General features: G+C 71.8%; 17 protein-coding genes and 2 pseudogenes. 12 read left to right on the forward strand and 7 right to left on the reverse strand.

What is annotated here, in order from left to right:
* Nucleotides 1-82: 82 nt before the first annotated feature.
* From ACIGYR_RS06105 to ACIGYR_RS06120, 4 genes are all read left to right on the forward strand, one after another.
* On the forward strand, nucleotides 83-1675 hold the full coding sequence (locus ACIGYR_RS06105; protein WP_399601729.1) for an FAD-binding oxidoreductase: 1593 nt from the start codon (nucleotides 83-85) through the stop codon (nucleotides 1673-1675).
* Nucleotides 1676-1712: 37 nt separating this feature from the next.
* Complete coding sequence (locus ACIGYR_RS06110) at nucleotides 1713-2594, forward strand: diacylglycerol kinase family protein (RefSeq protein ID WP_391837315.1); 882 nt, start codon at nucleotides 1713-1715, stop codon at nucleotides 2592-2594.
* Nucleotides 2595-2904: 310 nt separating this feature from the next.
* Nucleotides 2905-3867, forward strand: coding sequence for a Dyp-type peroxidase (locus ACIGYR_RS06115; protein ID WP_399602343.1), 963 nt, complete (start codon nucleotides 2905-2907; stop codon nucleotides 3865-3867).
* A 178-nt stretch (nucleotides 3868-4045) separates the two neighbouring features.
* On the forward strand, nucleotides 4046-6616 hold the full coding sequence (locus ACIGYR_RS06120; protein ID WP_399601732.1) for an ATP-dependent Clp protease ATP-binding subunit: 2571 nt from the start codon (nucleotides 4046-4048) through the stop codon (nucleotides 6614-6616).
* Between the two features lie 183 nt (nucleotides 6617-6799).
* On the opposite strand, the gene ACIGYR_RS06125 is transcribed toward ACIGYR_RS06120, so the two are convergent.
* The gene (locus ACIGYR_RS06125; protein WP_391837311.1) at nucleotides 6800-7276 is read right to left on the reverse strand and encodes a GreA/GreB family elongation factor; all 477 of its coding nucleotides are present in this window, start codon (nucleotides 7274-7276) and stop codon (nucleotides 6800-6802) included.
* Between the two features lie 288 nt (nucleotides 7277-7564).
* Nucleotides 7565-7951, reverse strand: a complete 387-nt coding sequence (locus ACIGYR_RS06130; RefSeq protein ID WP_399601735.1) for an STAS domain-containing protein — start codon at nucleotides 7949-7951, stop codon at nucleotides 7565-7567.
* Between the two features lie 321 nt (nucleotides 7952-8272).
* Between ACIGYR_RS06130 and ACIGYR_RS06135 the strand changes: the two genes are divergently transcribed.
* Nucleotides 8273-9292: an urea transporter gene (locus ACIGYR_RS06135; RefSeq protein WP_399601738.1), complete on the forward strand. Its 1020-nt coding sequence runs from the start codon at nucleotides 8273-8275 to the stop codon at nucleotides 9290-9292.
* Nucleotides 9293-9541: 249 nt separating this feature from the next.
* Nucleotides 9542-11254 carry an LCP family protein gene (locus tag ACIGYR_RS06140; RefSeq protein WP_399601741.1) on the forward strand — a complete coding sequence of 571 codons (1713 nt, stop codon included), beginning with the start codon at nucleotides 9542-9544 and terminating at the stop codon, nucleotides 11252-11254.
* 251 nt (nucleotides 11255-11505) lie between these two features.
* Here the strand turns inward: ACIGYR_RS06140 and ACIGYR_RS06145 are convergent, their stop codons facing one another.
* Nucleotides 11506-12285 (reverse strand): DUF1206 domain-containing protein, encoded by a 780-nt coding sequence (locus ACIGYR_RS06145; protein ID WP_399601744.1) that lies wholly within the window; start codon nucleotides 12283-12285, stop codon nucleotides 11506-11508.
* Nucleotides 12286-12647: 362 nt separating this feature from the next.
* Nucleotides 12648-12995: pseudogene (locus ACIGYR_RS06150) on the reverse strand (MFS transporter); the annotation flags it as partial.
* A gap of 239 nt (nucleotides 12996-13234) precedes the next feature.
* Between ACIGYR_RS06150 and ACIGYR_RS06155 the strand changes: the two are divergent.
* Both ACIGYR_RS06155 and ACIGYR_RS06160 read left to right on the forward strand, forming a co-directional pair.
* Entirely contained in the window at nucleotides 13235-13897 is a 663-nt protein-coding gene (locus tag ACIGYR_RS06155; RefSeq protein ID WP_399601747.1) for a ScbR family autoregulator-binding transcription factor, read from the forward strand.
* A 297-nt stretch (nucleotides 13898-14194) separates the two neighbouring features.
* Nucleotides 14195-16387: an MMPL family transporter gene (locus ACIGYR_RS06160; protein ID WP_399601750.1), complete on the forward strand. Its 2193-nt coding sequence runs from the start codon at nucleotides 14195-14197 to the stop codon at nucleotides 16385-16387.
* A 104-nt stretch (nucleotides 16388-16491) separates the two neighbouring features.
* Here ACIGYR_RS06160 and ACIGYR_RS06165 read toward each other — a convergent pair.
* Nucleotides 16492-16794: pseudogene (locus tag ACIGYR_RS06165) on the reverse strand (3-beta hydroxysteroid dehydrogenase); the annotation flags it as partial.
* A 125-nt stretch (nucleotides 16795-16919) separates the two neighbouring features.
* On the opposite strand from ACIGYR_RS06165, the gene ACIGYR_RS06170 reads away from it, so the two are divergent.
* From ACIGYR_RS06170 to ACIGYR_RS06180, 3 genes are all read left to right on the forward strand, one after another.
* Entirely contained in the window at nucleotides 16920-18140 is a 1221-nt protein-coding gene (locus tag ACIGYR_RS06170; RefSeq protein ID WP_399601753.1) for a serine hydrolase domain-containing protein, read from the forward strand.
* Nucleotides 18141-18455: 315 nt separating this feature from the next.
* Nucleotides 18456-19178, forward strand: a complete 723-nt coding sequence (locus tag ACIGYR_RS06175) for an FAD binding domain-containing protein (protein ID WP_399601756.1) — start codon at nucleotides 18456-18458, stop codon at nucleotides 19176-19178.
* Nucleotides 19179-19294: 116 nt separating this feature from the next.
* Nucleotides 19295-20728 (forward strand): MFS transporter, encoded by a 1434-nt coding sequence (locus ACIGYR_RS06180; protein ID WP_399601758.1) that lies wholly within the window; start codon nucleotides 19295-19297, stop codon nucleotides 20726-20728.
* A 105-nt stretch (nucleotides 20729-20833) separates the two neighbouring features.
* Here ACIGYR_RS06180 and ACIGYR_RS06185 read toward each other — a convergent pair whose 3' ends face one another.
* Nucleotides 20834-21406, reverse strand: a complete 573-nt coding sequence (locus tag ACIGYR_RS06185; RefSeq protein ID WP_399601761.1) for a dihydrofolate reductase family protein — start codon at nucleotides 21404-21406, stop codon at nucleotides 20834-20836.
* Between the two features lie 371 nt (nucleotides 21407-21777).
* Here ACIGYR_RS06185 and ACIGYR_RS06190 point away from each other — a divergent pair, with 371 nt between their 5' ends.
* A complete protein-coding gene (locus tag ACIGYR_RS06190; RefSeq protein WP_391837289.1) occupies nucleotides 21778-22647 on the forward strand; it encodes an MBL fold metallo-hydrolase in 870 nt (289 codons plus the stop codon).
* 265 nt (nucleotides 22648-22912) lie between these two features.
* Here ACIGYR_RS06190 and ACIGYR_RS06195 read toward each other — a convergent pair whose 3' ends face one another.
* Nucleotides 22913-24163, reverse strand: a complete 1251-nt coding sequence (locus tag ACIGYR_RS06195; RefSeq protein WP_399601765.1) for an ABC transporter substrate-binding protein — start codon at nucleotides 24161-24163, stop codon at nucleotides 22913-22915.
* Between the last annotated feature and the right edge of the window lie 92 nt (nucleotides 24164-24255).

The raw sequence follows: 24255 nt of genomic DNA on the forward strand, positions 1-24255 counted from the left end.
CCGGGACGGAAGCGGTCCCGCCCCGAAGACGGCAGCCGAGCCGCGCGAACCGAGCACACCGAACTGTGAGGACGACCGTTCAATGGACATGCTGTGGAACGGCTGGGGCGACCCGGCCAAGGCGGCACCGCTGCCCGGCACGGTGACCGGTCTGCTGCGCGACCTGCTCGGCGTCAAGCCGCGCACCACGCCCGCGCTCGGCCTGGCGGACATCCGCCTGCCCGACAGCACGGCCGAGCCCGCCGCACTGAAGGCGCTCGCCGAAGCCGTCGGCGGTGACGAGCACGTCCGCACCGACGCGGAGAGCCGCGTCCGGCACACCCGCGGCAAGTCCACCCCCGACCTGCTGCGCATCCGCGCCGCCGACTTCAGCGACGTCCCCCAGGCCGTCGTCCTGCCCGCCGGCCACGACGAGGTCCTCGCCGTCCTGCGCGCCTGCGCCGCGCACGGCCTGGCCGTCGTCCCCTTCGGCGGCGGCACCTCGGTGGTGGGCGGACTCGCCCCGCAGCGCAGCGCGTTCGTCGCCCTTGACCTGCGGCGCATGAACGGCCTGCTCGACCTGGACCCCGTCTCCCGCACCGCCGTCCTCCAGCCCGGCCTGCGCGCCCCCGAGGCCGAAGCCCTCCTCGCCGAACAGGGCTTCACCCTCGGCCACTTCCCGCAGTCCTTCGAGTGGGCCACCATCGGCGGCTTCGCCGCCGCCCGCTCCAGCGGCCAGGCGTCCGCCGGATACGGCCGCTTCGACGAGATGGTGCTCGGCCTGACCGTCGCCACCCCCGAGGGCACCCTCGAGACCGGCCGCGCCCCCCGCTCCGCCGCCGGTCCCGACCTGCGCCAGCTGATCCTCGGCTCGGAGGGCGCCTTCGGCGTCATCACCGCCGTCACCGTACGGATCCGCCCGCTGCCCGAGGTCCGGGTGTACGAGGGCTGGAGGTTCGGCTCCTTCGAGGAGGGCGCCGCCGCACTGCGCCGCCTCGCCCAGGACGGCCCCCGCCCGACCGTGCTGCGTCTGTCCGACGAGACCGAGACGCTCATCGGCCTCGCCCAACCCGACGCCATCGGGGCCGGCCTGGCACAGGGCGGCGCCGGATGCATGGCGATCACCGGATACGAGGGCACGGCCGAGGACACCGCCCACCGCAGGGAGCTGGCGGCGGCCGTCCTGACGGACTGCGGCGGCACCCTGGTCGGCGCGGAACCCGGAGAACGCTGGGCGCACGGCCGCTACTCCGCCCCTTACCTGCGCGACGCCCTGCTCGACGTGGGCGCCTTCGCCGAGACGCTGGAGACCGCGGCCTTCTGGTCCCGTATCCCCGAGCTGTACGCGGCCGTCCGCACCGCCCTGACGGACACCCTCACCCAGGCCGGCACCCCGCCCCTGGTCATGTGCCACATCTCCCATGTGTACGAGAACGGTGCCTCGCTGTACTTCACCGTCGTCAGCGCCCAGGGCGAGGACCCGGTGGCCCATTGGACGCCCGCCAAGCACGCGGCCAACGAGGCCGTGCTGGCCGCCGGCGGCACCATCTCCCACCACCACGGGGTCGGCACCGACCACCGCGACTGGTACGTGCGCGAGGCCGGACCGCTGGGCATCTCGGCCCTGCGCGCCGTCAAGCACCGCCTGGACCCCGAGGGGCTCCTCAACCCCGGCGTCCTGCTGCCCACCGACTGACCCCACCGATCCGACCGCCTGCCTCGGAGGCACACCGATGCGCCACTTCACCGCCGTCGTCAACCCCACCGCGGGCGGCTCGACCGGGGCGGCGACCCTGCTCCAGCTGGCCCGGCTGCTCCGCGGGGGCGGCGCCGGGCTGGAGACCGAGTACAGCCACAGCCTCGCCCACGCCCAGGACATCGCCCGCAAGGCCGGCGAGCGCGGCCGGATCGTCCTGGCCGTGGGCGGCGACGGCATCGCCGGTGGCATCGGCGGCGCGCTGAGCGGCACCGGCACCGTCCTCGGTCTGGTGCCGGCCGGGCGCGGCAACGACTTCGCCCGCGCGCTGGACCTGCCGGACGACCCCGGCGCGCTCGCGGACATCCTGCTGCACGCCGAGCCCCGGCCGGTCGACACCATCGAGGTGGAGTCGGCCGTCCACCCGCGCACCGTGGTGCTGGGCAGTGTGTACGCGGGCGTCGACGCGGAGGCCAACCGGTACGCCAACAACGCCCGTCTGCTGCGCGGCGCCGCCTCCTACTACGCGGGCGGCCTGCGCGCCGTCACCACCTGGCGGCCGGCCGACTACCGCGTCACCGTCGACGGCGAGGAACACACCCACCGCGGTTACACCGTCGTCGCGGCCAACTCCCCCTACTACGGCTCCGGCCGGCTCATCGCCCCCGGCGCCCGCGTCGACGACGGGCTGCTGGACATCGTGATGATCCGCGAGGCCCCGCGCCGGCTGTTCTTCACCCTGATGAACGAGCTGAAGACCGGTGCCCACGTCCGCCGCCCCGAAGTGCGCGTCCTGCGCGGCCGGGAACTGCGCATCGAGGCCGACCGGCCCGTCCCCTACGGCGCCGACGGCGAGGTGGACGCCACCCTCCCGGTCACCCTGCGGGTACGTCCCGGCGACCTGCCGGTGCTGTACTGACACCGGGTGCCCCGGCCCGCACCCGAAGCGGCGACGCCTGCCGCCGTCTCACGGTGCATCACCCGCCCGCCCCTGGGCACACACCCGTGTGAACCGGCGAACGTCCGACCGGCTCGGCCGTCCACGGTGAACGCAGCGGCCGCCGGACCCGTCACGATCCCGCCTTCCCCCCGCGAGAAAGGCGCACCCCGAGCCGGCCGCGTACGACGGACAGGACGGCCGAGCGTGCCGCCACCGCGGCCGTACGACCTGCCGAGCGGGCGGAGGCGCGCGATGCTGGTGCGGAGGACATCTCAGGAGGCAGATGCCAGTGCCCGATCCGCAGCCCGTCGTCGTTCCGCCGGCCAGGGCCGCCGTGTTCCTCGTGGTCACGATCGCACCCGGGGGTGAGGACCGGGTCCGGGACCTGCTGGAGGACGTCTCCGCTCTGCGCCGCTCGGTCGCCTTCCGTGAGGCCGCCGAGGAGCTGAGCTGTGTCGTCGGCATCGGCTCGGCGGCCTGGGACCGGCTGTTCAGCGGGCCCCGGCCCCGGGATCTGCACCCCTTCGTCGAGCTGGCGGGACCCCGTCACCGGGCTCCTGGCACGCCCGGCGACCTCCTCTTCCATGTCCGCTCCCAGCGCATGGACCTCTGCTTCGAACTGGCCCGGCGGCTGGGAGAACGGCTTGACGGCGCGGTCACGGTGGTCGACGAAGTACATGGCTTCAAGTTCTTCGACGAACGGGATCTGCTCGGCTTCGTGGACGGCAGCGAGAACCCCGAGGGGCAGCCGGCGGCCGACGCGGTGTTCGTCGGCAAGGAGGACCCGGAATTCGCCGGCGGCAGCTACGTGACGGTCCAGAAATACCTGCACGACATGGCGGCCTGGGACTCTCTGCCGACCGAGGAGCAAGAAAGGGTCATCGGACGTACCAAGCTGGCGAACATCGAACTCCCCGACGAGGCGAAACCCGCGGATTCGCATGTCGCGCTCAACACCGTCACGGACGACAAGGGGGACGAGCGCAAGATCGTCCGGGAGAACATGCCCTTCGGCAGCATCGGGAAAGGCGAGTTCGGTACCTATTTCATCGGTTACGCCCGTACCCCGGACGTGACGGAGGAGATGCTGCGGAACATGTTCCTGGGGCGCCGGCCGGGACAGCACGACCGGATTCTCGACTTCTCGGTCCCGGTCACGGGCTGCCTCTTCCACGTGCCGACCCTGACGTTTCTCGACGATCTCCCGCCCTCTCCCTCCGCTTGCGGTGCCGTCCGCAGCGGGGTTGAGTGAGGAGGGAGCCGCTGCGGGCCGCCGGCCCCGCCGCCCTTTCACGCTGCCGGCCTGTTCCGTCAGCACCACCTGCGTCACCCACGTCCTGTTCCGCCGCTTCCCTGCGGACGCCCCCTCGCGAATGTCCTTCGAGGACGCCCTTCGCGGATCGCCGACCCCTCGCGCGCCAGGAGCTGTCATGTCGATGTCGTTCGGTGCACCGTTCGGTTCGTCGGACCCCTTCAGTGAGCTGCTGAATCGTTTCTTCGGTATGTCGCCGGCCTCCTCGCCCCCGGCCGTGCAGCGCGTACCCATCGGCCGGCTGCTCACCGAGTCGTCGCAGACCCTGCTCAATCTGGCCGCGCGGCGGGCCGTCGAGGACGGCACCTCGGACCTCGACACCGAACACCTGCTCTGGGCGGCCACCCAGGTGGAACCGTCGCGCCGGCTGCTCTCCCAGGTCGGCATGGACCCCGACGCGCTCGCCGCCGAGCTGGCCAAGGTGCTGCCCCGGGAGTCCGGCGAGCCTTCCGCGCAACCCGGCCTCACCCCGGCGGCCAAGCGCACGCTCGGCGCCGCCTACGCCCGGTCCCAGGCGGCCGGCGTGTCCTACATCGGTCCCGAGCACATTCTCAGCGCCCTGATCGGCGACAGCGACACGGGTGCGGCCCGGATGCTGCGGGCCGAGGGTCTGGACACCCAGCGCCTGGCCGGGCTCGCCGAACAGTCGGCGGCACGCGCCGAGCAAGCCCCCGCCGAGCGGAAGAAGCCGGCCACGACGCTGGACGAGTTCGGCCGCGACCTGACCGAGGAGGCCAAGGCGGACAAGCTCGACCCGGTGGTCGGGCGGGGCGAGGAGATCGAGCAGACCGTCGAGATCCTCTCGCGGCGCACGAAGAACAACCCCGTGCTGATCGGCGAACCCGGAGTGGGCAAGACCGCCATCGTGGAGGGGCTCGCCCAGCGCATCGTGGCCGGCGAGGTTCCCGACACCCTGAAGGACAAGCGGGTCGTCTCGCTGGACCTGTCGGCGATGGTGGCGGGAGCCCAGTACCGGGGGCAGTTCGAGGAACGGCTGAAGAAGGTCATCGAGGACATCCAGACGGCCGGCGGCGACATCATCCTCTTCATCGACGAACTGCACACGGTCGTCGGCGCCGGTGCCACCGGCGAGGGCTCCATGGACGCGGGGAACATGCTCAAGCCCGCCCTCGCGCGCGGGGAACTCCATGTCGTGGGTGCCACGACCATCGACGAGTACCGCAAGTACATCGAGAAGGACGCCGCCCTGGAGCGCCGCTTCCAGCCGGTGATGGTCCCGGAGCCCACCGTCGAGGAGACGGTGCAGATCCTCGAAGGGCTGCGCGACTCCTACGAGGCGCACCACCAAGTCCGCTTCGACGACGCCGCGTTGGCAGCCGCGGCCGAACTGTCCGACCGGTACATCAGCGACCGTTTCCTGCCCGACAAGGCCATCGACGTGATGGACCAGGCCGGCGCCCGGGTGCGGTTGCGCAGCGCGGGCCGCTCCACCGAGATCGTCAGCCGCGAGGACCGTATCGCCAAGCTGCGCCGGGAACTCGAACAGGCCGTGGCCGCCGAGGACTTCGAGAAGGCCCAGGAACTGAAGCGGCAGATCGCGGAGGCCGAGGGCGAACTCGCCGGCATCGAGGAGCGCCGCGAGGGCGTCGTCTCCGTCACGGCCGACGACATCGCCGAGGTCGTCTCCCGCCGCACCGGCATCCCCGTCTCCCAGCTCACCGCGAGCGAGAAGGAGAAGCTCCTGCGGCTGGAAGAGGCGATGCACGCGAGGATCGTCGGGCAGGAGGAGGCCGTCACCGCGGTCTCCCAGGCCGTACGCCGCAACCGCGCCGGAATGGGTGACCCGAACCGCCCCGTGGGGTCGTTCCTCTTCCTCGGCCCGACCGGCGTCGGCAAGACCGAACTCGCCAAGACCCTCGCCGCCCTGCTGTTCGGCGACGAGGACCGCATGATCCGCTTCGACATGAGCGAGTTCCAGGAGAAGCACACCGTCGCCCGGCTGGTCGGGGCGCCTCCCGGCTACGTCGGCTACGAGGAGGCGGGCCAGCTCACCGAGAAGGTCCGCCGCCATCCTTACAGCGTGGTGCTCTTCGACGAGATGGAGAAGGCCCACCCCGACGTCTTCAACACGCTGCTGCAGATCCTGGACGACGGACGGCTGACCGACGCCCAGGGCCGCACCGTCGACTTCCGGCACTGCGTCATCATCATGACGTCCAACATCGGCGCGCACCGCATCCTCGACCACAAGGGCGATGTGTCCGAACTCAAGGACCAGTTGATGGACGACCTGCGTACCCGGTTCCTGCCGGAGTTCCTCAACCGGATCGACGACATCATCATCTTCCACAGCCTGACCGAGGACGATCTGAGCCGGATCGTGGATCATCTGCTGGACCGGAGCAAACGCAGGGTGCACGCCCAGGGCATGGGCCTGGAGGTCACCGAAGCCGCCAAGAAGCTGCTGATCGCCCACGGCCACCAGCCGGAGTTCGGCGCCCGTCCGCTGCGCCGCACCATCCAGGCGGAACTGGACAACCGCATCGCCAGCCTCCTGCTCAGCGGCGAGGCCGGGCCCGGCGACACCATCGTGGCGGACGTACAGAACGACACGCTGCACTGCTCGGTACGCAAGAACGACCCCGGCGCGCCCTCCGACAGCGCGACACCGTCCGACGCCGGGACACCGCCCGGACCGTCCGACGCCGCGACACCGTCCGGCAGCTGAGCACCGCCCGTCTCCGACACCTCGGAACGCGCACGCCCACCCGCTCCGACGAGGCAGGGCTCTGGCCGCAAGGACGCAGGGCCCCGGTCACGGTGAGGCAGGGACCGGACGCACGCGGCACCGGTCACGGTGAGGCAGGGACCGGACGCAGGGCCCCGGTCACGGTGAGACAGGGCGGCCAGGCTACGACGAGGCAGGGTTCTCGCCGATCGACACCACGGCCGCCGTCGCCGGGCCGTCCGGGGTGCCGTAGTGGACGGTGTCCCCGGGCCGGTGTCCGAGCAGCGCGCGGCCGAGGGGGCTGTCGGCGGTGACCAGGGTCTGGTCCAGCGCTTCGGCGACCTCTGCGACCTGGAGCGTCTCCACCGAGCCGTCCGGGAAGCGGACGGTGACCGTGCTGCCCACGCCGACCTGGTCGGTGGGGGCGGGGCCGGCCGTCTGCGCCTGGCGCAGCCGTGCGGTGATGTCCTCGATGCGACGGTCGAGACGGTCCAGCTGGTCGGCGCGCTGCAACTCGTCGGCCTGGTCGGCCTGGTCGCCCACCGAGGGGGAGTCGTGGAGCGTTCCGGCGACCAGCCGGCGCTCGTCCCGCAGATCGGCCAGCTCCTGCTCCAGCGCACGCCGGGCCTGCGCGCTGATCGGCTCCGGATCACCGGTCATGGTGTCTGCTCCTCCGCGGCGAACGGGTAACCGGATCCGGGCAGCGGATCCGGCATTTCGCATCATAAGCGGACTGGTCGCACTAGCGGCTTGCGGTGGAACGGAGGTTGATGCGGGGATAGTGTGCATATGTCCATATTTCCCCATGCGTGGACGGTGTCGACGCTCCGTCCGCGACCGTGCAGGGAGGTGTCCATGTCCTCGAAGCGACGCCGGAAGAAGAAGTCGCGCCGCAAGCACGCGGCCAACCACGGGCGACGCCCGCAGTCCTGACCGGACGGCAGCCCCTCAGCCCTCCAGGGCGTCGCGGACGCTGGGGTAGCAGGCGATGAGGGGGGTGAGGCCGACGATCTCCAGGGTGCGCAGGACGGGTCTCTGGACGCCCGCCAGGCGCAGCCAGCCCGCCGGGCCGTGGGCCTGATGGCCGGCGATGAGGACGTTGATGCCGCTGGAGTCCATGAACGGCACGCCGCTGAGGTCCGCGACGGTGCGCCCCCCGGGGATCTGTTCCTCGGGGGCGAGGGCGTCCCGGAGGACGCCCGAGGTGTGGTGGTCGACCTCGCCGGTCACCGCGACGACGGTGACCCCGTCGACGGTGGACCGGGTGACCGACAGCCGTTCCGGTTCCGCCTCTTCGTTCGTGCCCACGATGTCCGCCACGCGTCCCTCGTCCACGTTCGCCGATCCTTGCCCAGAGCCTTCCTCACCCGGATGCTGCCCCGGATCACGCGGACGATGCGGGACGGTCCCGCCGCACTCCCGGACCCACCCGGTGGGTTCGCTGTGATTCCTCCGCGTCTTCTCGGCAAACCAAGAGCAGTGTCACGGCCGGTGAGCCCCCGGCCTGTCGCGCTACCGCCGGCCGGTCCACCTCCCCGAGGGCCCGACCCCGACCGGCCGCACCGGCTGCGCCCTCGACAGGAAGTATCGTATGCCGGAAAATATATGTCGCACTGTGGAACAGTGTGGGGGATTGTGGCGGGTGAGGGGGCGGACGTGCGACGGTCGGACGGTGTCCGGTGGGGGTGTCGGGGACGCGGTGGCGGCTTCGGGCGGCCGCTGCTGCGCGGCCCGGCCCAGGTGATGTTCCTGGCCGACGCGCGGACGGGCGCCGTCTTCTGTGGCGCGCTGGCCACGGCTGACTGGCGGTACGGCGTCTACGCCCTGGGCGGTGCCACCCTCGGCAGCGGCACCGCCCGGCTGCTGCACGTGGCCCGCGACCGGGTGGAGCAGGGGTTGGAGGGCTTCAACTCCTGCCTGCTCGCCCTGTGCTTCGCGGTGTTCCTGGACGCGGGCCGGCTGTCCACGGTGCTGCTCGCCGCCGCGGGCTGCGTCGTGGCCGCGATCGCCACGGCGGCCGTGGTCCGGCTGCTGCGCGTGTGGCACCTGCCGCCGCTGACCCTGCCGTACTGCCTGCTGGCCAGCGCGGTCACGGTCGCCGCCCCCGCCTTCCGGCGGCTGTGGCCGCACGGCGACAGCCTCGCCGCGCTGCCCCGCCCAGCGTCCGATCCGACCGCGCCGCACCCGGGCGACCTGTGGCGGGCGTTCTTCCGCAACATCTCCCAGGTGTTCTTCCTGGACCAGTGGTACGTGGGAGCGCTGCTGCTCGCGGGTCTGTTCCTGGCGAGCCGGCTGGCGGGGCTGGTGGCGTGTGCCGGCAGCGCCACGGGCGTCCTGACCGCCTGGGCGCTCGGCGCGCCGACGGCCCGGATCGCCGACGGCACGCTGGGCTGCAACGCGGTGCTCGTCGCCCTCGCCCTGTGCGGCGTCTTCCTGGCGGCGGCGCCGGTCACGCTGCTGTACGCGCTGCTCGGCGCCGCGACCGCGACCGCCGTGACACCGGCCGTCGCCCATCTGCTCGCCCCCTCCGGCGGCCACGCGTTCACCTGGCCGTTCGTCCTGACGACGCTCGGCTTCCTGACCGCGGCCCGCTCCTTCCCCCGGCTCACCGGCCGCACCCCCGCCGCGGAGGGGCTGCCCCCGCAGCAGTCCGGCGCCCCGGCACCGGCCGCGTAGGCCGCCGCGCCGCCCCCGCCGGCAGGCACCCGGCGAACCCCAGGTGCGCCGGGTCGGCCGCGAGCGCCGGGCACTCGGGAGGGCACGCGGACTCCCGCCGCCCTGCGCTGTGCTGCCGGGTGTGGCACGGCGATGAGATGCCTCACCTGTGAGCCGGGTATGGATCTGGGCTGTCCGGGTCACGCGTTTGTTAGATTGCCCGACTACGCAATCGATTCGCGCAGGTCCGACCGTTCAGGGGAGTGAGAGATGAGCGACCCGTGGGACGGTCCGGCCGGCCAGGTCACGCGCAGCCGCGGCACACGGGTGCCCGGGCAGCGCACGACAGACCCGGACGAGGTGCGCCCGCCGGGCGGCCGGGCCGCGCCGGGGGCGGCCTCACGGGGGCGCGGCGGCACGCGGTCCCGCCGGACCCCTCCGCTGAGCCGCGGCAGGAGAGTACTGCGGGCCGCCGCGATCTGCCTGTCCGTGACCGTCGTGGTCACCGCCGGCGCGGGCTGGTGGTTCTACCGGCATCTGAACGGCAACCTCCACAGCGTCTCACTGGACGGCAAGGGCGGCACGGAGAAGGCCGACGCCTTCGGCCGCACACCCATCAACATCCTGGTCATGGGCTCGGACGGCCGCACCAACGAGACGGACTGCAAGCTCGGCGGCGGCTGCTCGGCGACCGGGGTGCAGACCGGCAGCAACGCGGACGTGCAGATGGTGCTGCACATATCGGCCGACCGCTCCGACGCCACCGTGATGAGCATCCCCCGCGACACCATGACCAAGGTGCCGGCCTGCAAGGACGGTGAGTCCGGCCAGTCCACGCCCGGCTACTACGGCCAGATCAACAGCGCGCTCCAGTACGGGCCCGCCTGTCAGGTGGCCACCGTCCACCGGCTCACCGGCATCCCCATCGACCACTTCGTCAAGCTCGACTTCTCCGGCGTCGTCAAGATGTCCGACGCGGTCGGCGGCGTCTCCGTGTGCGTCAGCGACGACGTCTACGACACCTACTCGCACCTGAAGCTGTCCCGGGGCACCCACACCCTCAAAGGCGTCGCGGCCCTGGAGTTCGTACGGTCCCGGCACGGCTTCGGCGACGGCAGCGATCTGGGCCGTACGGTCTCGCAGCACATCTTCCTCAGCGCGATGATCCGCAAGTTCAAGAGCGCGGGCACGCTCACCGACCCCACCGCGGTGTACAAGCTCGCCGATGCCGCCACCAAGGCGCTGACCGTGGACGACGGTCTGGGCAGCGTGAAGAAGCTGATGGCGCTGGCGGACGACGTGAACAAGGTGCCCACCGACCGGATCACCTTCGCGACGATGCAGACCGCGCCCGACCCGGCCGACGACGACCGTGTGGTGGTGGGGCCGGGCGCGAGGTCCCTGTTCGCCACCATCGCGGACGACAAGTCCCTGACCACCGGTTCCGGCAAGAAGTCGGCGGCGGCCTCCGCGACCGGCAAGGCCACCGCCACCGCCTCCGCCGTGCCCGCGTCCGAGATCGCGGTGACGGTGCAGAACGGCACCGGCATCACCGGCCGCGCCTCCGTCGTCGCGACCGCCCTCACCGGCCAGGGCTTCGGCTCGGTCACCACGTCCAACGCCCCCAGCGCGGCGGCGGCCACCACCCTCACCTACGGCGCCGGGCAGCGGGCCGCGGCACAGACGGTCGCCAAGGCGCTCGGCCTTCCCGCCGCCCGCCTGAAGCAGGGCACCGGCAGCGGCCTGACCCTGGTGGTCGGCGGCGACTGGCCCAGCGGAAGCGCCTATCGGGGTACGTCCACCGCCTCGCCGGCGCCCGCCGACACCAAGGCGGCCGTGGCCGATGCCCACGCCTCCACCGCCGACCAGGCCAAGACCTGCGCGAAGGTGAGCCCCTACAAGACGGTGACCCTCGACGGCGTCTCCATGACACCGGCGCAGGCGTACGCGGCGGCGCGGAACAAGCCCGACTCCGACTCCTGAGGGCCCCCCGGCCTCGCGCACGGGACGCCGACGCCGTCCTGATCATCAGCGCTTCGTCCTCGGAACTCGTGCGCGCCCGGACCAGGTCCGATGTCGTCGGCGCGTGGGCCGCCGCCGGCCGCGTGGTCCACGTGAGCGGTCCCCGTCATGGGCCGGCCCGCTCACGGGGACGTTCTCGGCGGGGGCGTCGCCGGGCTGGTGGCGCTCTGCGGGCCCGCGGGCCGCGGGCCCGCGGGCCGGCTCGCAGCGGCTCAGACCTTGCGCCAGCGAGCGGCGCACCAGGAGAAGAGACCGAACGCGGCCAGACCGAGCGCGACCAGGGCGAGCAGCCAGGGTCCGGCCGGCAGGTCACGGAACGAGCGCAGGGTGTCGTCCATGCCCTTGGCTTGCCCCGGCTGGTGCCGGACGGCCGCGACGAGGGCGAACACACCGGCCGTGGCGAAAACGACACCACGGGCCGTACCGCCCGTGACCCCGACGAAGTCGACGACCCGCCGGGTCCTGGCCGACATGGCACCGTTCCGCAGGTCCTCGCGGAACTTCTTCTGCACGGCCCGGACCGAGATCCACAGCCCGGCGATCACCACGCCGACGCCCGCGGCCCCGACGAGCCACTGGCCGCCGGGCCAGTCCAGGACCCGGGCGGTGACGTCGTCGGTCTGCCGGTCGGACGCCCCGCTGCCGCTGCCCCGGTCCCCGGCCGCGTACGAGAGCACCGAGTAGGACACGAAACAGTAGAAGACGAAACGGAACAGGGCAGCCGCCCGCCGGGACAGCTTCGTCCCGTCGGGGCCCGCCCCGCCGACCACGGCCTCCGACAGCCGCCACAGAGCCATCCCCGCCAGAGCGATGCCCACGATCCACAGCATCACCGACCCGAACGGCCGACCGGCCAGCTCGCCGAGGGCACCGCCGCGATCGGCCTGGTGACCGCCGCCGGCACCGCCGAAGGCGATCTGCAGGGCGATGACACCCACGAGTACGTAGATCAGCCCGCGCGCCGCGAAACCGGACCGTGCGGCCACGGCCATCGCCGGGCTGTCCGCCGCCCGGCGCGCCCGGCCTCGTCCGCGCAGTGCCCATGACCGTGCATTCATATAGCGCCGAGTGCCCCCCGCCACCCGGTTGAACACCTGCTCGCCGGACCGAAGCGGGTCGAGCACGCCGGTCGGGTACGCCGGTCGGGCACGCCGGTCGGGTCCGCCGGTCGGGTCCGCCGGTCGGGTCCGCCGGTCGGGCAGGCCGGTCGGGCGCCGAGCCGGGCGGCATCTGGCGAGGTCACCGGCGAGGAGGGAGCCGGTGCGGGCGGAGCCGAAGGGCGCTTGTGATCAGGTGTCTGTCGCGGCGGCGTGTCCGTGGCGGCCCGTCCTGGCCGGCACCTGGGTCGCCGGTCGAACGGCGCCTGCGCGAGCGCGGTCAGCAGCCGTGCCGCGAGAAGCAGCCGGTACGAGGGGGCCAGTGCCGCGACCGCACTGGACACGACCAGCGCGGTCAGGAGCCCGGTGAGCACATGACGGCGGGGGACCGCCCGCACGACGTGCGCGAGCGGCAACGAAGCTACGGCGACGGTCACGCCGTAACCGGTGACCAGGAGACCGACCGCCGGCAGTGACACCCGAAGGCTTCCGGAGACGAGCTCCAGGAGGCCGATCGGCAGGTTCTCCACGGTGTTGAAGGTGAAGGCGGCCGGCATGAGGGCCACGAGCACGGCCCACCTGTGCCAGGGAGCCGGTCGCGTCATGATCCCGCGCACCCGCTCCGACCCGGCCCGTCGCACCTGCTCCGTGGCACCGCCCATGCATGTACCTCACCGGGCGCACCGGTCGTGCCGCAACCGAATTCATCCACGGAACAAGCCGGGCGTCCCTTGACGGCCGCATGTGCCAACTCACGCCAACTGCCGTGGTGCAACGCTCAGTTGAGTTTCGATACGGTATGGTACGAGCCGTTTGGTTTAATTTTCAGCTTGAGGGAGGGTCCGTGGCTCAGCAGGAGCGAGCTGTCCGGACCCGACGCGCCGTGCTGGAAGCCGCCGCGGCCGTCTTCGCGGAACGCGGCTACGCGGCTGCCACCATCAACGAGATCCTCAAACGGGCCGGCGTGACCAAGGGTGCCCTGTACTTCCACTTCGAATCCAAGGCGGCCCTCGCCCGGGGCGTGCTCCAGGAACAGTTACGGACCGACTACCACCCGCCCCGGGAACTGAAGCTCCAGGAGTGGGTGGACGCGGGCATGACCCTGGCCAAGCGTCTGCCGCAGGAGCCCCTGCTGCTCGCCGGGGTCCGGCTCTCTGCCGACCTTCAGGGCCACGACGTGCTCGACAGCGCCTGGCCGGCCTGGGGCCGGCTGACCTCGTGCATCCTGGCGGAGGCCAAGCAGCGCGGCGAGGTGCTCCCGCACGTGGTGCCCGAGGAGACCGCCCAGGTCTTCCTCGGTGCCTGGATGGGGGTGCAGTTCGTCTCGCAGGCCGTGGCGGGGTGGGCCGACCTCGACCACCGTATGTCGGCGCTCTACGACCACATCCTCCCCGCCGTGGCGGCCCCGGCCGTCCTCTTCCGGCTGGACACCGCGCCGGACCGGGGCACTCGCGTGATCGCCGAGGTCCGGCACAGGTCGGCGACCCTCGCCGGCGTCCCCGGCTGACACCGGCCACCGGGTCCGCACACCGCTCGCTCTTCACCCCCGCGCCATGCGACCGCGGTTCAGCCGCCCGTGCGCCGTTTCGTCTGTGTGCAGCGTCAACGCCGGGCGGAACAAAGGGATTTGGCCACGCTGTCGACGCCGGTCATAACTGATGAGCGTTGGTGCGTGCGTGGTTACTAAGATGTCAGTCAAGACAACCAAGCGACCGGCCCGTTCGACGTGTGCCGGTCGGGGTCGCCGATGCCAGGGACCGCTCCCCGGGCTGCGGTGATCTTCCTTCCCAGGAGGACCCTCCGCATGTTCCGACGAATAGGCAGCGCCGTCGTCCGTCATCCCGTTTGGACGATTGTGGCGTGGCTGATTGCCGCGGTGGCGATTGTCGCCACCGCTCCGAGTCTGCCCTCGAACAGTGACGAGAGCAGCTTCCTACCCAAGAGTTACGAGTCCATCAAAGCGGCGGACCTCCAGGCGAAAGCGTTCCCCAGCGCCTTCACCCCGTCCGCGATCGCGCTCTACCAGCGCACCGACGGCGGCAAGCTGACCGCCGCCGACCAGAAGGACGTCGCCCGGATCACCTCCGAACTGGGCAAGAAGCACATCGACCAGGTCCAGAAGGTCGTCCCCGGCCAGCCGTCCAAGGACGGCAGGTATGCCATGACCCTGGTGCAGATGGACAGCAAGAACGCCGGTCAGCCCAAACAGGCCGACGCGGCAAAGGTGTTGCGTGAAGAGGCCAAGAAACTGGCCAAGGGCACACGGCTCGACGTCAAGCTCGGCGGTTCCGCGGCGCAGGCGCTCGACCAGCAGGACTCGTCCAAACGCGGCGAGGCGTTGATCGGTATCGGTACCTTCGTCATCATCCTGGTGACGTTGCTGATCATCTTCCGGGCGCCGATCCTCGCCGTGCTGCCCCTGCTGCTGATCGGCCTGGTCTCCGCCGTCGCCAACGGGCTGATCGCCTACGCCACCAAGCTGTTCGACCTCCAGGCCAACAGTTCCATCTCATCGATCCTGATCGTCGTCCTCTTCGGTGTCGGCACCGACTACTTCCTGTTCCTGATATTCCGCTATCGCGAAAGCCTGCGTGCCGGAGACGAGCCCAAGCAGGCCATGATCAACGCGGTCGACCGGGTCGGCGAGGCCATCGCCTCGGCGGCGGGAGCGGTCATCATCGCGTTCCTCGCCCTGGTGCTGTCCACGCTGGGCTTCCTGAAACAGATGGGACCGGCGCTCGCCATCGCGGTCGCCGCCACCCTGATCGCGGGTCTGACCCTGATCCCGGCCGTGGTCTCGCTCATCGGGCCGAAGGTCTTCTGGCCCTCGAAGTCCTGGCAGAAGGAGCCGGAGAACGCCCGCTTCGCCGCCCTCGGCCGGAGCGTCCGGCGCCGCCCGGCGCTCACCGCCCTGGCCTCCGGCCTCATCCTGCTCGCCCTGTCGGTCGGCACCTTCGGCTACAAGGCCACCTTCGACCTGGCGTCGGGCTCCATGCCCAAGACCAAGGAGTCCATGGTCGTCCAGGACGAGATGCAGAAGGCGTACTCGGCGGGTGCCGCGGCACCCACCGACGTCTACCTGTCGAGCGTCGACGGCAAGGCACTGGACAAGTCCGCCTTCGACACGTACGCGCAGAAGCTCGGCGCGGTGGACGGCGTCGCGAGCGCCCGCATGAGCCAGCTGAACAAGGACGGCACCACCGCGGACTTCACCGTCACGCTCAAGTACGAGGCGTCGACTGACAAGGCGATCGACGCCGTGGGCCGTGTCCGTGACGTCGCGCACTCGGCGGCACCCGATGGCACCGAGGCGGTCGTCGGCGGCATGTCCTCGATCTTCAAGGACATCAACGCGGCGGTCAACCACGACTACAAGACGGTCTTCCCGGTCGCCGCCCTCCTGATCATGGTCATCCTGGGCCTGCTGCTGCGCAGCGTGATCGCACCCTGGTACCTGATGGCCTCCGTGGGTCTCGGCTTCGGCGCCACCCTCGGTGCCACCGTGTGGATCTTCCAGGACGGCCAGGGACACTCGGGCCTGATGTTCATGCTCCCGGTGATCATGTATCTCTTCGTGGTCGCGATCGGCACCGACTACAACATCCTCATGATCGCGCGGCTGCGGGAGGAGGCCCGTCAGGGCCGGGACCCGCGCGAGGCCGCCGGCATGGCGCTCCGGCACGCCGGGCCGACCGTGGCAGCGGCGGGCTTCATCCTGGCGGCGACCTTCGCCACGATGATGCTGGCGGGCAACGCGCTGCTCACCGAAATGGGCTTCGCGGTCTCCTTCGGTATCGCCGTGGCCGCGTTCGTCATGGCGATGTTCTTCACCCCGAGCCTCACGGCCCTGATCGGCCACGCCGCCTGGTGGCCGGGCCACGGGGACCGGGCGGAGGTGCCGGCCGCGGGCGCGGGCACCCGGACCGACGGCTCCGGGCCGCTGCGCAGCGACGAGGACCGGGACACCGCCCACGATCCCGCCGGGCGCCGCGGCTAGCGGCAGCCGGTGTGACGGACCAGTCCTGCCGGGCCCTGTGGCCCGGCAGGACTTTTCCATGTCCCGGCCCCCTTCCAGCGGGCCGGGCAGCGGCCGGTGTCCGTTCAGCCGGTGGCGGTGGGGCTGTGGAAGTAGTGGCCCTTGTCGAGGTCCGCGAGGAGGCCGGGCAGGACCGGTTCCCAGTCCGGCAGTTCGCGGGTCAGCGTGCTCGACGCGGCGGCGTCCAGCGCGAGGAAGCCGCCCGGCCAGGCGAAGTGCTCGGCCGCGGCTTCCGGCGCCACGGATGCCACCGGTACGTCGAGGTGACGGCCGATCACCTCCGCGATGTCCCGGATCGTGACACCCTCCTCTGCGACGCCGTGCAGCACCGACCCGGCGGGTGCCTTCTCGGCCGCCAGCCGGAACAGGTGTCTCTCCTGTCCCAACGCCTGGGCCGTACCCGCGACTCCATCCCTTCTCAGGGCGCACACCAGGGTCAGGCCAGGGACAACCCCGATGCCGGGACCTCCACGGCGGCGGCAGCATGATTCACATGAGCCGGACGACACACATGACCCGTACGACCATGGCCCTCCCCTCCCGGCGCGCTTTCACGGGCGCCTGCGTGGCGGGAGTCCTGACACTCGCCACCGGCGGTGCCACCGCGCGTGCGTCCACGCCACGGATGCCTACGGTCCGCGCGGCCGACCCCACCGCCTTACGTGCCGCGATCAGTGACCTCGCGCATCCCGAGGCGACCGCCGCCCAGCTGCTGGTGGACCGGCAGGGCAGCCGGTGGTACGGCACGGCGGGCTCGGCGGACGTCGCCGACGGGCGGCCCGTGCGGGTGGACGACCGGTTCCGGGCGGGCAGCGTGACGAAGGCATTCGTGGCCACAGCCGTTCTCCAGCTCTGGTCGCAGGGGAGAGTGGACCTCGACGCCCCTCTCACCCACGCGCTTCCCGGTCTCGGACTGCCCGCCGGATTCCGCCGCATCAGGGTCGCGCACCTCCTCAACCACACCAGCGGGCTGCCCGACCACCAGGGCCTGCCGGACCTCGGCACCCCGGAAGCCGTGCTGCGCCACCGTTTCGACCACTGGACACCCCAGCGCCTGGTGGACACGGTGACGCATGCCCCCCTCAAGTTCCGGCCCGGCACCAAGCAGGAGTACCGGGGCATCAACTACACGCTCCTCGCCCTGCTGATCGAGCGGACGACCGGATGCGGTTACGGCGAGGCCATCGCCACCCGGGTTCTGCGCCCTCTCGGACTGACCCGCACACTGATCCCCGGCGACGATCCCCGCCTCCACGGCCCGCACATCCACGGCTACCTGCGCATGACGGACGGCACTTTGCGGGACGCCACGGTGTACGAGCAGTCCGCCTCCCTGGGCGAGGGCGAACTGGTCGCCACGGCCGACGACCTCTTCCGCTTCCAGCACGCCCTGTTCAGCGGTGCCCTCCTGCCGCCGCGGGCCCTGGAGAAGATGTTCACCCTGCCGCCGCCCACCGTGCGCATGCTGGACGGCAGCCCCGCCCGCTACAGCATGGGCCTGCAGGCGGCCACCGTGAACGGCACGACCTTCTGGGGCAAGTCCGGAGAGGCATACGGATACCGCACCCGCATGTTCGCCACCCGCGACCTCACCACCCGCTTCGTGCTGTCCTACACACCGACGCCCCTGAACGCCCCGGAGGACATGATCACCAGAGTCGTCACCGCCCTCACCTCCCCGATTCAGGCAGATCCCCACCGACTCGGCCGGTAGGCCGGCCGCCGGCCGGCCCTGCCACCCGCGGGCGCCGAGCCGCCGGCTGCGGGCCCGCGGTCCGATCGGCGCCAGGGGTGGATGGTCGTTCGGGGGCCGGAGGCGGGGCCGGGGGGGGCAGGGACCAGGGGCGGGAGCTGATGACGGCCGGCGTGCCGATACGCGTTCGGTGCCGTAGCCGGCGAGCGCGCGCCGCATGCTCGTGTGAGCCCTGGACGCGCCCCCTTTCACACGACAAGACTGCGCTGTCGGCGGGCAGGTGGCCGGGCGCCGCCCGCCCATCGTCCCGAGCCCCAGGAAGGCAGGTCGGCCGCTGTGCTGTTGCGTCTGCCCACGTCCGTGCCGGAAGCCCAGGAATGCCTGGCCCAGGGGGCCGTGCCCATAGGCGGGGCGACGCTCGTCTGGGCGACCTGGCAACGGGACGGCTTCCCCCAGTTCGCCGTGTCCCTCCGCGAGTTGCCGGAGGCCAACGTCATAGGCAGGGAGACCGTCGGCAGCGCCGTGGTCCTGCACCGGATCGACGAACAGGTGCCGGACGTCCTGCGGCTGGCCGCCGCCACGGTAGGCACCGGCGCCGTGCGGCGGACGGCGACGGTCGGCGGCAACCTCGTCGGCAGTACGCTGCGCTGCCTGCTGCCCCCCGCCCTCGTCCTGGACGCCCGGGCGACGGTCCTGGAGTCGGACGGCGTCCGCGAGGCGGACCTGGCCGAGGTGGTCGCCAAGCGTCCCCTGCTGCTCGGCCTGCGCTGGCGCACGCCGATCGCCTCGGCGTACCGCAAGCTGCCCGGTGAGGCCGGCGGGGCGCCGCCGTTCGTCGTGGCCTCCGCCCTGCACGCCGGGGACGGGACGCGGGACCGCCTGCGCGTCGCCGTGCGGGACGGCTATGACGTGCTCAGCGGCACCACGCCCTGCGGCACCGACGCCGAGGAGACCCTCGGCGCGCTGCGCGGCACGGCCCTCGGCGACCTGCCGGCCGGTGCCTGGGACGTCGTCCGCCCGCAAGTCGTCGGCCTGTTGGAGGGCCGCGGCCCGGCCTGAGGAGGCGGTTGACCCTCCGGTCTTTTGCGGTCTCCGCAAAGAAGCTGTTCAGCCGGGGTACTGCTGCCCGAGCCTGAGCCGGTACGACCTGCGTACCGGAGAGGCGGACGATGACCGTGACGACGATTTCCCCTGCTCAGCCCCCTGTGCTGAGCAGGCGCAGACGCTGGACGGTGCTGGCCGTCTGCTGTCTGAGCATGTTTCTGGTCGGCCTGGACACCACCGTCGTCAATGTCGGTCTGCCCGCCATCGGGCGCGGCCTGGACGTGGGGACACGCAGCCTGGAGTGGACCGTGGACGCGTACACCGTCGTCCTCGCCGGCCTGCTGATCTCTTCCGGCGCGCTGGCGGACCGGTTCGGGCGCCGACGGGTGTTCCAGTGGGGGCTGGTGGCGTTCGGCGTGGCCTCGCTGGCCTGCGCGCTGGCGCCCTCGGTGGGCGCGCTGGTCGCGGCCCGTGCGGTGCAGGGGATAGGCGCCTCCATGCTCAGTCCCGTGGCTCTCGCGATCGTGGTGAACGCGATGCCCGATCCACGGGAGCGTGCCCAGGCCATCGGTGTCTGGGCCTCGGTGTTCGGCCTGAGCATGGCGGCGGGCCCGGTCACCGGCGGTGCCCTCGTCGCGGGGCTCGGCTGGCGGTCGCTGTTCTGGATCAACGCTCCGGTGATCGTGGCCGCCCTTGTGCTCAGTGCGGTGTTCGTGCCGGAGTCCCGGGCGCCGAAGGCACGGCGGCTCGACGTTCCGGGGCAGCTCCTGCTGACCGTGACGATCGCGGTCTGGGTCGGCGTCCTCATCGAGGGGCCACGCATCGGCTGGACGTCGCCGGCCGCGCTGACCGCCTACGCCGTCGCCGTCGCGGCGACGGCGGGATTCGTGTGGGTGGAGCTCCGGCGGGAGGAGCCGCTGATGGACCCCCGGCTCTTCCGGGGCCCCGTGTTCAGCGGTGCGGTCCTGGGCGCCGTGGCGGTGTTCGTCGCCCTGAACGCGGCGCTGCTGCTCAACACCCTCTACCTGCAGCATGCCCGGGGCTTCACTCCGCTCGCAGCCGGGACGGCGACCCTTCCCATGGCGGTCGGGGCGACCGTCTGCGCACCGTGGTCCGGCCGCCTGGTGGGACGCGTGGGGCCGCGGCTGCCGCTGTTCCTGGCGGGCGGCTTCCTCACCGCCGGCGGGCTCTGCCTGGTCGGGCTCGACCGGCACACGAGCCTGTCCCTGCTGCTGTTCGCCTACCTGCTCATCGGCGTCGGCTTCGGCTTCGCCAACGCCCCGATCACGAACGCGGCGGTCAGCGGGCTGCCCTCGGCCCGGGCCGGTGTGGCGGGCGCGATCACATCCACCGCACGCCAGGTCGGCGCCGCCCTCGGCATCGCCCTCGCCGGCGGCCTGGTGGACGGCACCGGCCCGGCGGGGCTCGCCCATGCCTCCCGTCCGGGCTGGTTCCTGATCGCCGCCTGCGGACTCGCCGTCCTCCTCGTGGCCTGTGCGGCGCGGCCCGAGGCGCGGGTGCGACACGAGGTGTCCGGCACGGCCGCGGCGGCACGGGCGCGCTGAACCGCTGAGGAGCCCTGCTCGCTGCCGGAGACACGCGGCGGGGTGGCGGGACGGCCCTCCGCCGTGCCGTCGCATCGCCGGACATGCCACTCGCCGGAAGCCTCGTCAGCGGACGACGTCGAAGACGTTCTTCTGCAGGCCGTTGCTGTAGACGTCGTGCTCGACGAGCTTCAGCTTCTGGGCGTCCTTGTCCGTGGTGCTGAAGAGCCGCTTGCCCGCGCCGAGCAGGAGCGGGAAGACGAGCAGGTGGTAACGGTCGATCAGGCCGGCGTCCGAAAGGGCCTGATTCAGGGAGGCGCTGCCGTGGATGATGATCGGGCCGCCCTGGGTCTCCTTCAGCGCGGCGACGTCGTCGAGGGAGCGCAGGATCCTCGTCTCGCCCCAGTTCGGCACCAGGTTGTCCTCGGTCAGGGTGGTGGAGACGACGTACTTCGGCATCAGCTTGTAGTCGGCGAAGTCCGCCATGTCCGGCCACACCGGGCTGAACGCCTCGTAGCTGGTCCGGCCCATCAGCATCGCGGTGGCTTCCTTCTGCTCCCGGCCCTTGATGTCGAATGCCTCGGGAAGGAACTCGATGTCCTTGAAGGTCCACCCGGCGTTCCGGTAACCGGGCTCGCCGCCCGGGGCCTCCACGACGCCGTCGAGCGAGACGAAGGCGGTGCTGATCAGGGTACGCATCTAAGGTCCTCGGTGTCTTGTGTCCGGTTGTCAGAGGATTTCACGGTCGGTGCACCGTTAGCCCACACTCGCGGCCGCCGCGCACCAGCCATGATCTCTGACCGTGGACCGAGCAGAAACTCATCGGTCGTCGCTCGGCCGACTTGCCCGACCGGTGGCACGGCATGTTCATGGAGTCGAGCGCGGTGATCCAGGCGAAACGGCCTGGCGCCGGCGCGACATCGGGCGCGAGGGCAGCGACCGAGGCTTCGCCGAGAGCGCCCCGCCACCGAAAACACAAGGTCGGCACGGTCTATCCATTCGACGGCCCGCGGGATACCCCTGGAAGGGCGGCCTTCGCCAGGCCGCTTCCCTGTGGAAGGAGCCCAGCCGTGGACGGATGGTATGTGGACGACCGCTGCACGAACTGCGATGTGGCACGGCAGTTCGCGCCCGAGCTGATCGCCGAGGTGGACGGAAGGTCGCGGATCCTGCGCCTGCCGGCCGACGAGGCGGAGAACCGGCGCTTACACGCCGCGGTCTTCGCCTGCCCGACGCGTTCGATCCGGCCCGTGACCGGGCGCGCGGACCAGGCGCTCGACCCGTTCCCGCTGGCCCTGGACGACGGGGTGCTGATCTGCGGGCACAACTCGACGCACACCGCGGGCGCCAACTCCTACCTGCTGCTGCGGCCGTCCGGCACCCGCATGATGATCGACACCCCCCGGTGGAGCCGTGAACTGGCCGAACGCTGCACCGCGTCGGGTCCCGTCACCGATGTGCTGCTCACCCATCGCGACCACGCCGCACACGGCCGCCGCTACGCCGACCACTTCGGCGCCCGGCTGTGGATCCACGAGGGCGACCTCGACGCCGCACCGGACGCGGACCAGGTGATCCGCGGACTCGACCCGCTGGAGATCGCGGAGGGTGTCACCGTCCACCCCCTGCCGGGACATACCCGAGGCAGCGTCCTGTACCTGGCCGACGACCGCTACTGCTTCAGCGGCGACAGCTTCTACTGGTCGCGGACGACCGGCGATCTGGAGGTCGCCGAGAGCGTCACCTGGTACTCCATCGAGGAACTGGCCAACTCGCTGGCCAGGACAGCGGGGCGGCTGCGCTTCGAGTGGGTCCTGCCGGGTCACGGCGACCGGCGCCGCCTGCCGGCCGACGAGATGTCCCGACGGCTGGGCGGCCTCACGGAACGCACACGCCTGCTGCGTCCGCGCCCGATCGACTTCGCGGGCGTCCGCTGGTGACGCCGCGCCGGAGTGGTGCGGCGGAACGAGGCCGGCCGGCCGGCTCCGTCCAGCTTCGCCGCCTCGTACAGATGCGCCGGGATGTCCTGGAGACCGCCGTACACGATCGCCGTGTTGCAGGGGACCCCCACCCGGATGTTGACCGGGGTCACCGACACGAGTGCCTGTGAACCGCACACCGAACCGGCGGTGAACAGCACCGTGGTCGGCAAGACCTGCCAGAACAGGTCCGAGGACAGGACCTTCGCGTAATTGCGCTGACCGGTCAGGAATCGGTCGCGGTCCGCTGCGCATCCCTGAGTGCTTCCTCCGGTGTCCGCTCGCCCGTCAGCGCGGCCTGGACGGCGGTGTAGATCCCGGTCGCCGCCTGGGGCCACCTGGCACCGAGTCGGCCGGTGCGGGGCCGGGAACGCCCGACGCTCCGCACGAAGGCGGCCATCGAGGGGACCTGCCGGGCATAGCGGGACGCCACCGCGGAGCGGGAGGGCACGGTGAAGTACTGCCGGGCCGTGGTGAGCATGGTCGAGGAATCGTTCAGGCAGGCGAGGACCCGGGCGGCCTTCGCCTGCCGGTCCTCCGAGGAGGTCCGCGGGACCGTCCACACCTCACCGCCGAGCGGTGTGACGAGGGACTGTCCCGGCCGGCGCACGGGCAGGGGGGCCACACCCCAGTGCAGGTTCCGGGCCTTGTTCATCTCTGCTGTCCGCCAGGGGCCGTTGACCATCATGGCCGCCCTGCCGGCGACGAACTGGTCGTGGACGTCGGCCTGCGTCCAGGTGAGCACCGACTTCGACATGGACCCGCTCTTCACCAGGTCGACCCAGAGCTGGAGCGCCTGCGCGGCCTGCGGGGTGTCCAGCCGCCTCTCGTCCCCGCCGTTGGACCACAGGAAGGGCAGGAACTGCCAGGTGCCCTCGAACGTGGCATTGGCGTCCACCGCCATGCCGTAGCGCCCCGGCCGGGTCAGCTCGGCGGCGGCCGTCCTCAGCTCGTCCCAGGTCCGGGGCACGGCGACACCGGCCTCGGAGAGCATGTCCTTGTTGTAGAAGAGGGCCACCGTGCTCACCGTCGGCGCCAGACCGTACAGCTTCCCCTGGTAGGAGCCCGCCGACACGATGCCCTTGGCGAAGCCGCGGGAGTCGACGCCGTACCGGTCCAGCGGGGTCAGCGCGCCGGTCTGCGCGATCCGTTGCAGGTCGGGGTTGTCCAGCATCAACAGGTCGGGCAGGGTCCGCGAGGACGCCTGCAGCAGCACCTTCGGGACGAGGGACGCACCCGGAACGCTCCTGTGCTCGACGGAAACGCCGGCGGTCCTGCCGCAGGTGGTGAGCCGCTCGCTCCACTGGGCGTGCTCGGACGCGTCGGTGTAGTAGTCGAGTGCGGTGATGGAGGTCGCGTTGCTGGTGGCGGACCCGGAGCCGGTTCCGCCACCGCACGCGGTGGCGGCCAGTACCAGGGCGAGCGCTGCGAAGAGCGCGCTGATCCGCCGCGCCGGCCGTACGGCCGCTGAGAGCATGGTGACGCCTTCCCCCGCGAGGTCTGATGCCGGAGCGCCGGTCCCGGGAGAGAGGCTGAGACGGTCCATACCGGCATGTTCCGGTCCGAGCC

It is taken from the genome of Streptomyces sp. NPDC053076, from assembly GCF_044546845.1.
Taxonomy (GTDB): domain Bacteria; phylum Actinomycetota; class Actinomycetes; order Streptomycetales; family Streptomycetaceae; genus Streptomyces.

Excerpts from the sequence above, each read along its gene's own strand:
- ACIGYR_RS06105 (WP_399601729.1), top strand. The coding sequence starts at position 83 with ATGGACATGCTGTGGAACGGCTGGGGCGACCCGGCCAAGGCGGCACCG.
- ACIGYR_RS06110 (WP_391837315.1), top strand. The coding sequence starts at position 1,713 with ATGCGCCACTTCACCGCCGTCGTCAACCCCACCGCGGGCGGCTCGACC.
- ACIGYR_RS06120 (WP_399601732.1), top strand. The coding sequence starts at position 4,046 with ATGTCGATGTCGTTCGGTGCACCGTTCGGTTCGTCGGACCCCTTCAGT.
- ACIGYR_RS06125 (WP_391837311.1), bottom strand. The coding sequence starts at position 7,276 with ATGACCGGTGATCCGGAGCCGATCAGCGCGCAGGCCCGGCGTGCGCTG.
- ACIGYR_RS06140 (WP_399601741.1), top strand. The coding sequence starts at position 9,542 with ATGAGCGACCCGTGGGACGGTCCGGCCGGCCAGGTCACGCGCAGCCGC.
- ACIGYR_RS06145 (WP_399601744.1), bottom strand. The coding sequence starts at position 12,285 with ATGGCCGTGGCCGCACGGTCCGGTTTCGCGGCGCGCGGGCTGATCTAC.
- ACIGYR_RS06160 (WP_399601750.1), top strand. The coding sequence starts at position 14,195 with ATGTTCCGACGAATAGGCAGCGCCGTCGTCCGTCATCCCGTTTGGACG.
- ACIGYR_RS06170 (WP_399601753.1), top strand. The coding sequence starts at position 16,920 with ATGAGCCGGACGACACACATGACCCGTACGACCATGGCCCTCCCCTCC.
- ACIGYR_RS06185 (WP_399601761.1), bottom strand. The coding sequence starts at position 21,406 with ATGCGTACCCTGATCAGCACCGCCTTCGTCTCGCTCGACGGCGTCGTG.
- ACIGYR_RS06195 (WP_399601765.1), bottom strand. The coding sequence starts at position 24,163 with ATGCTCTCAGCGGCCGTACGGCCGGCGCGGCGGATCAGCGCGCTCTTC.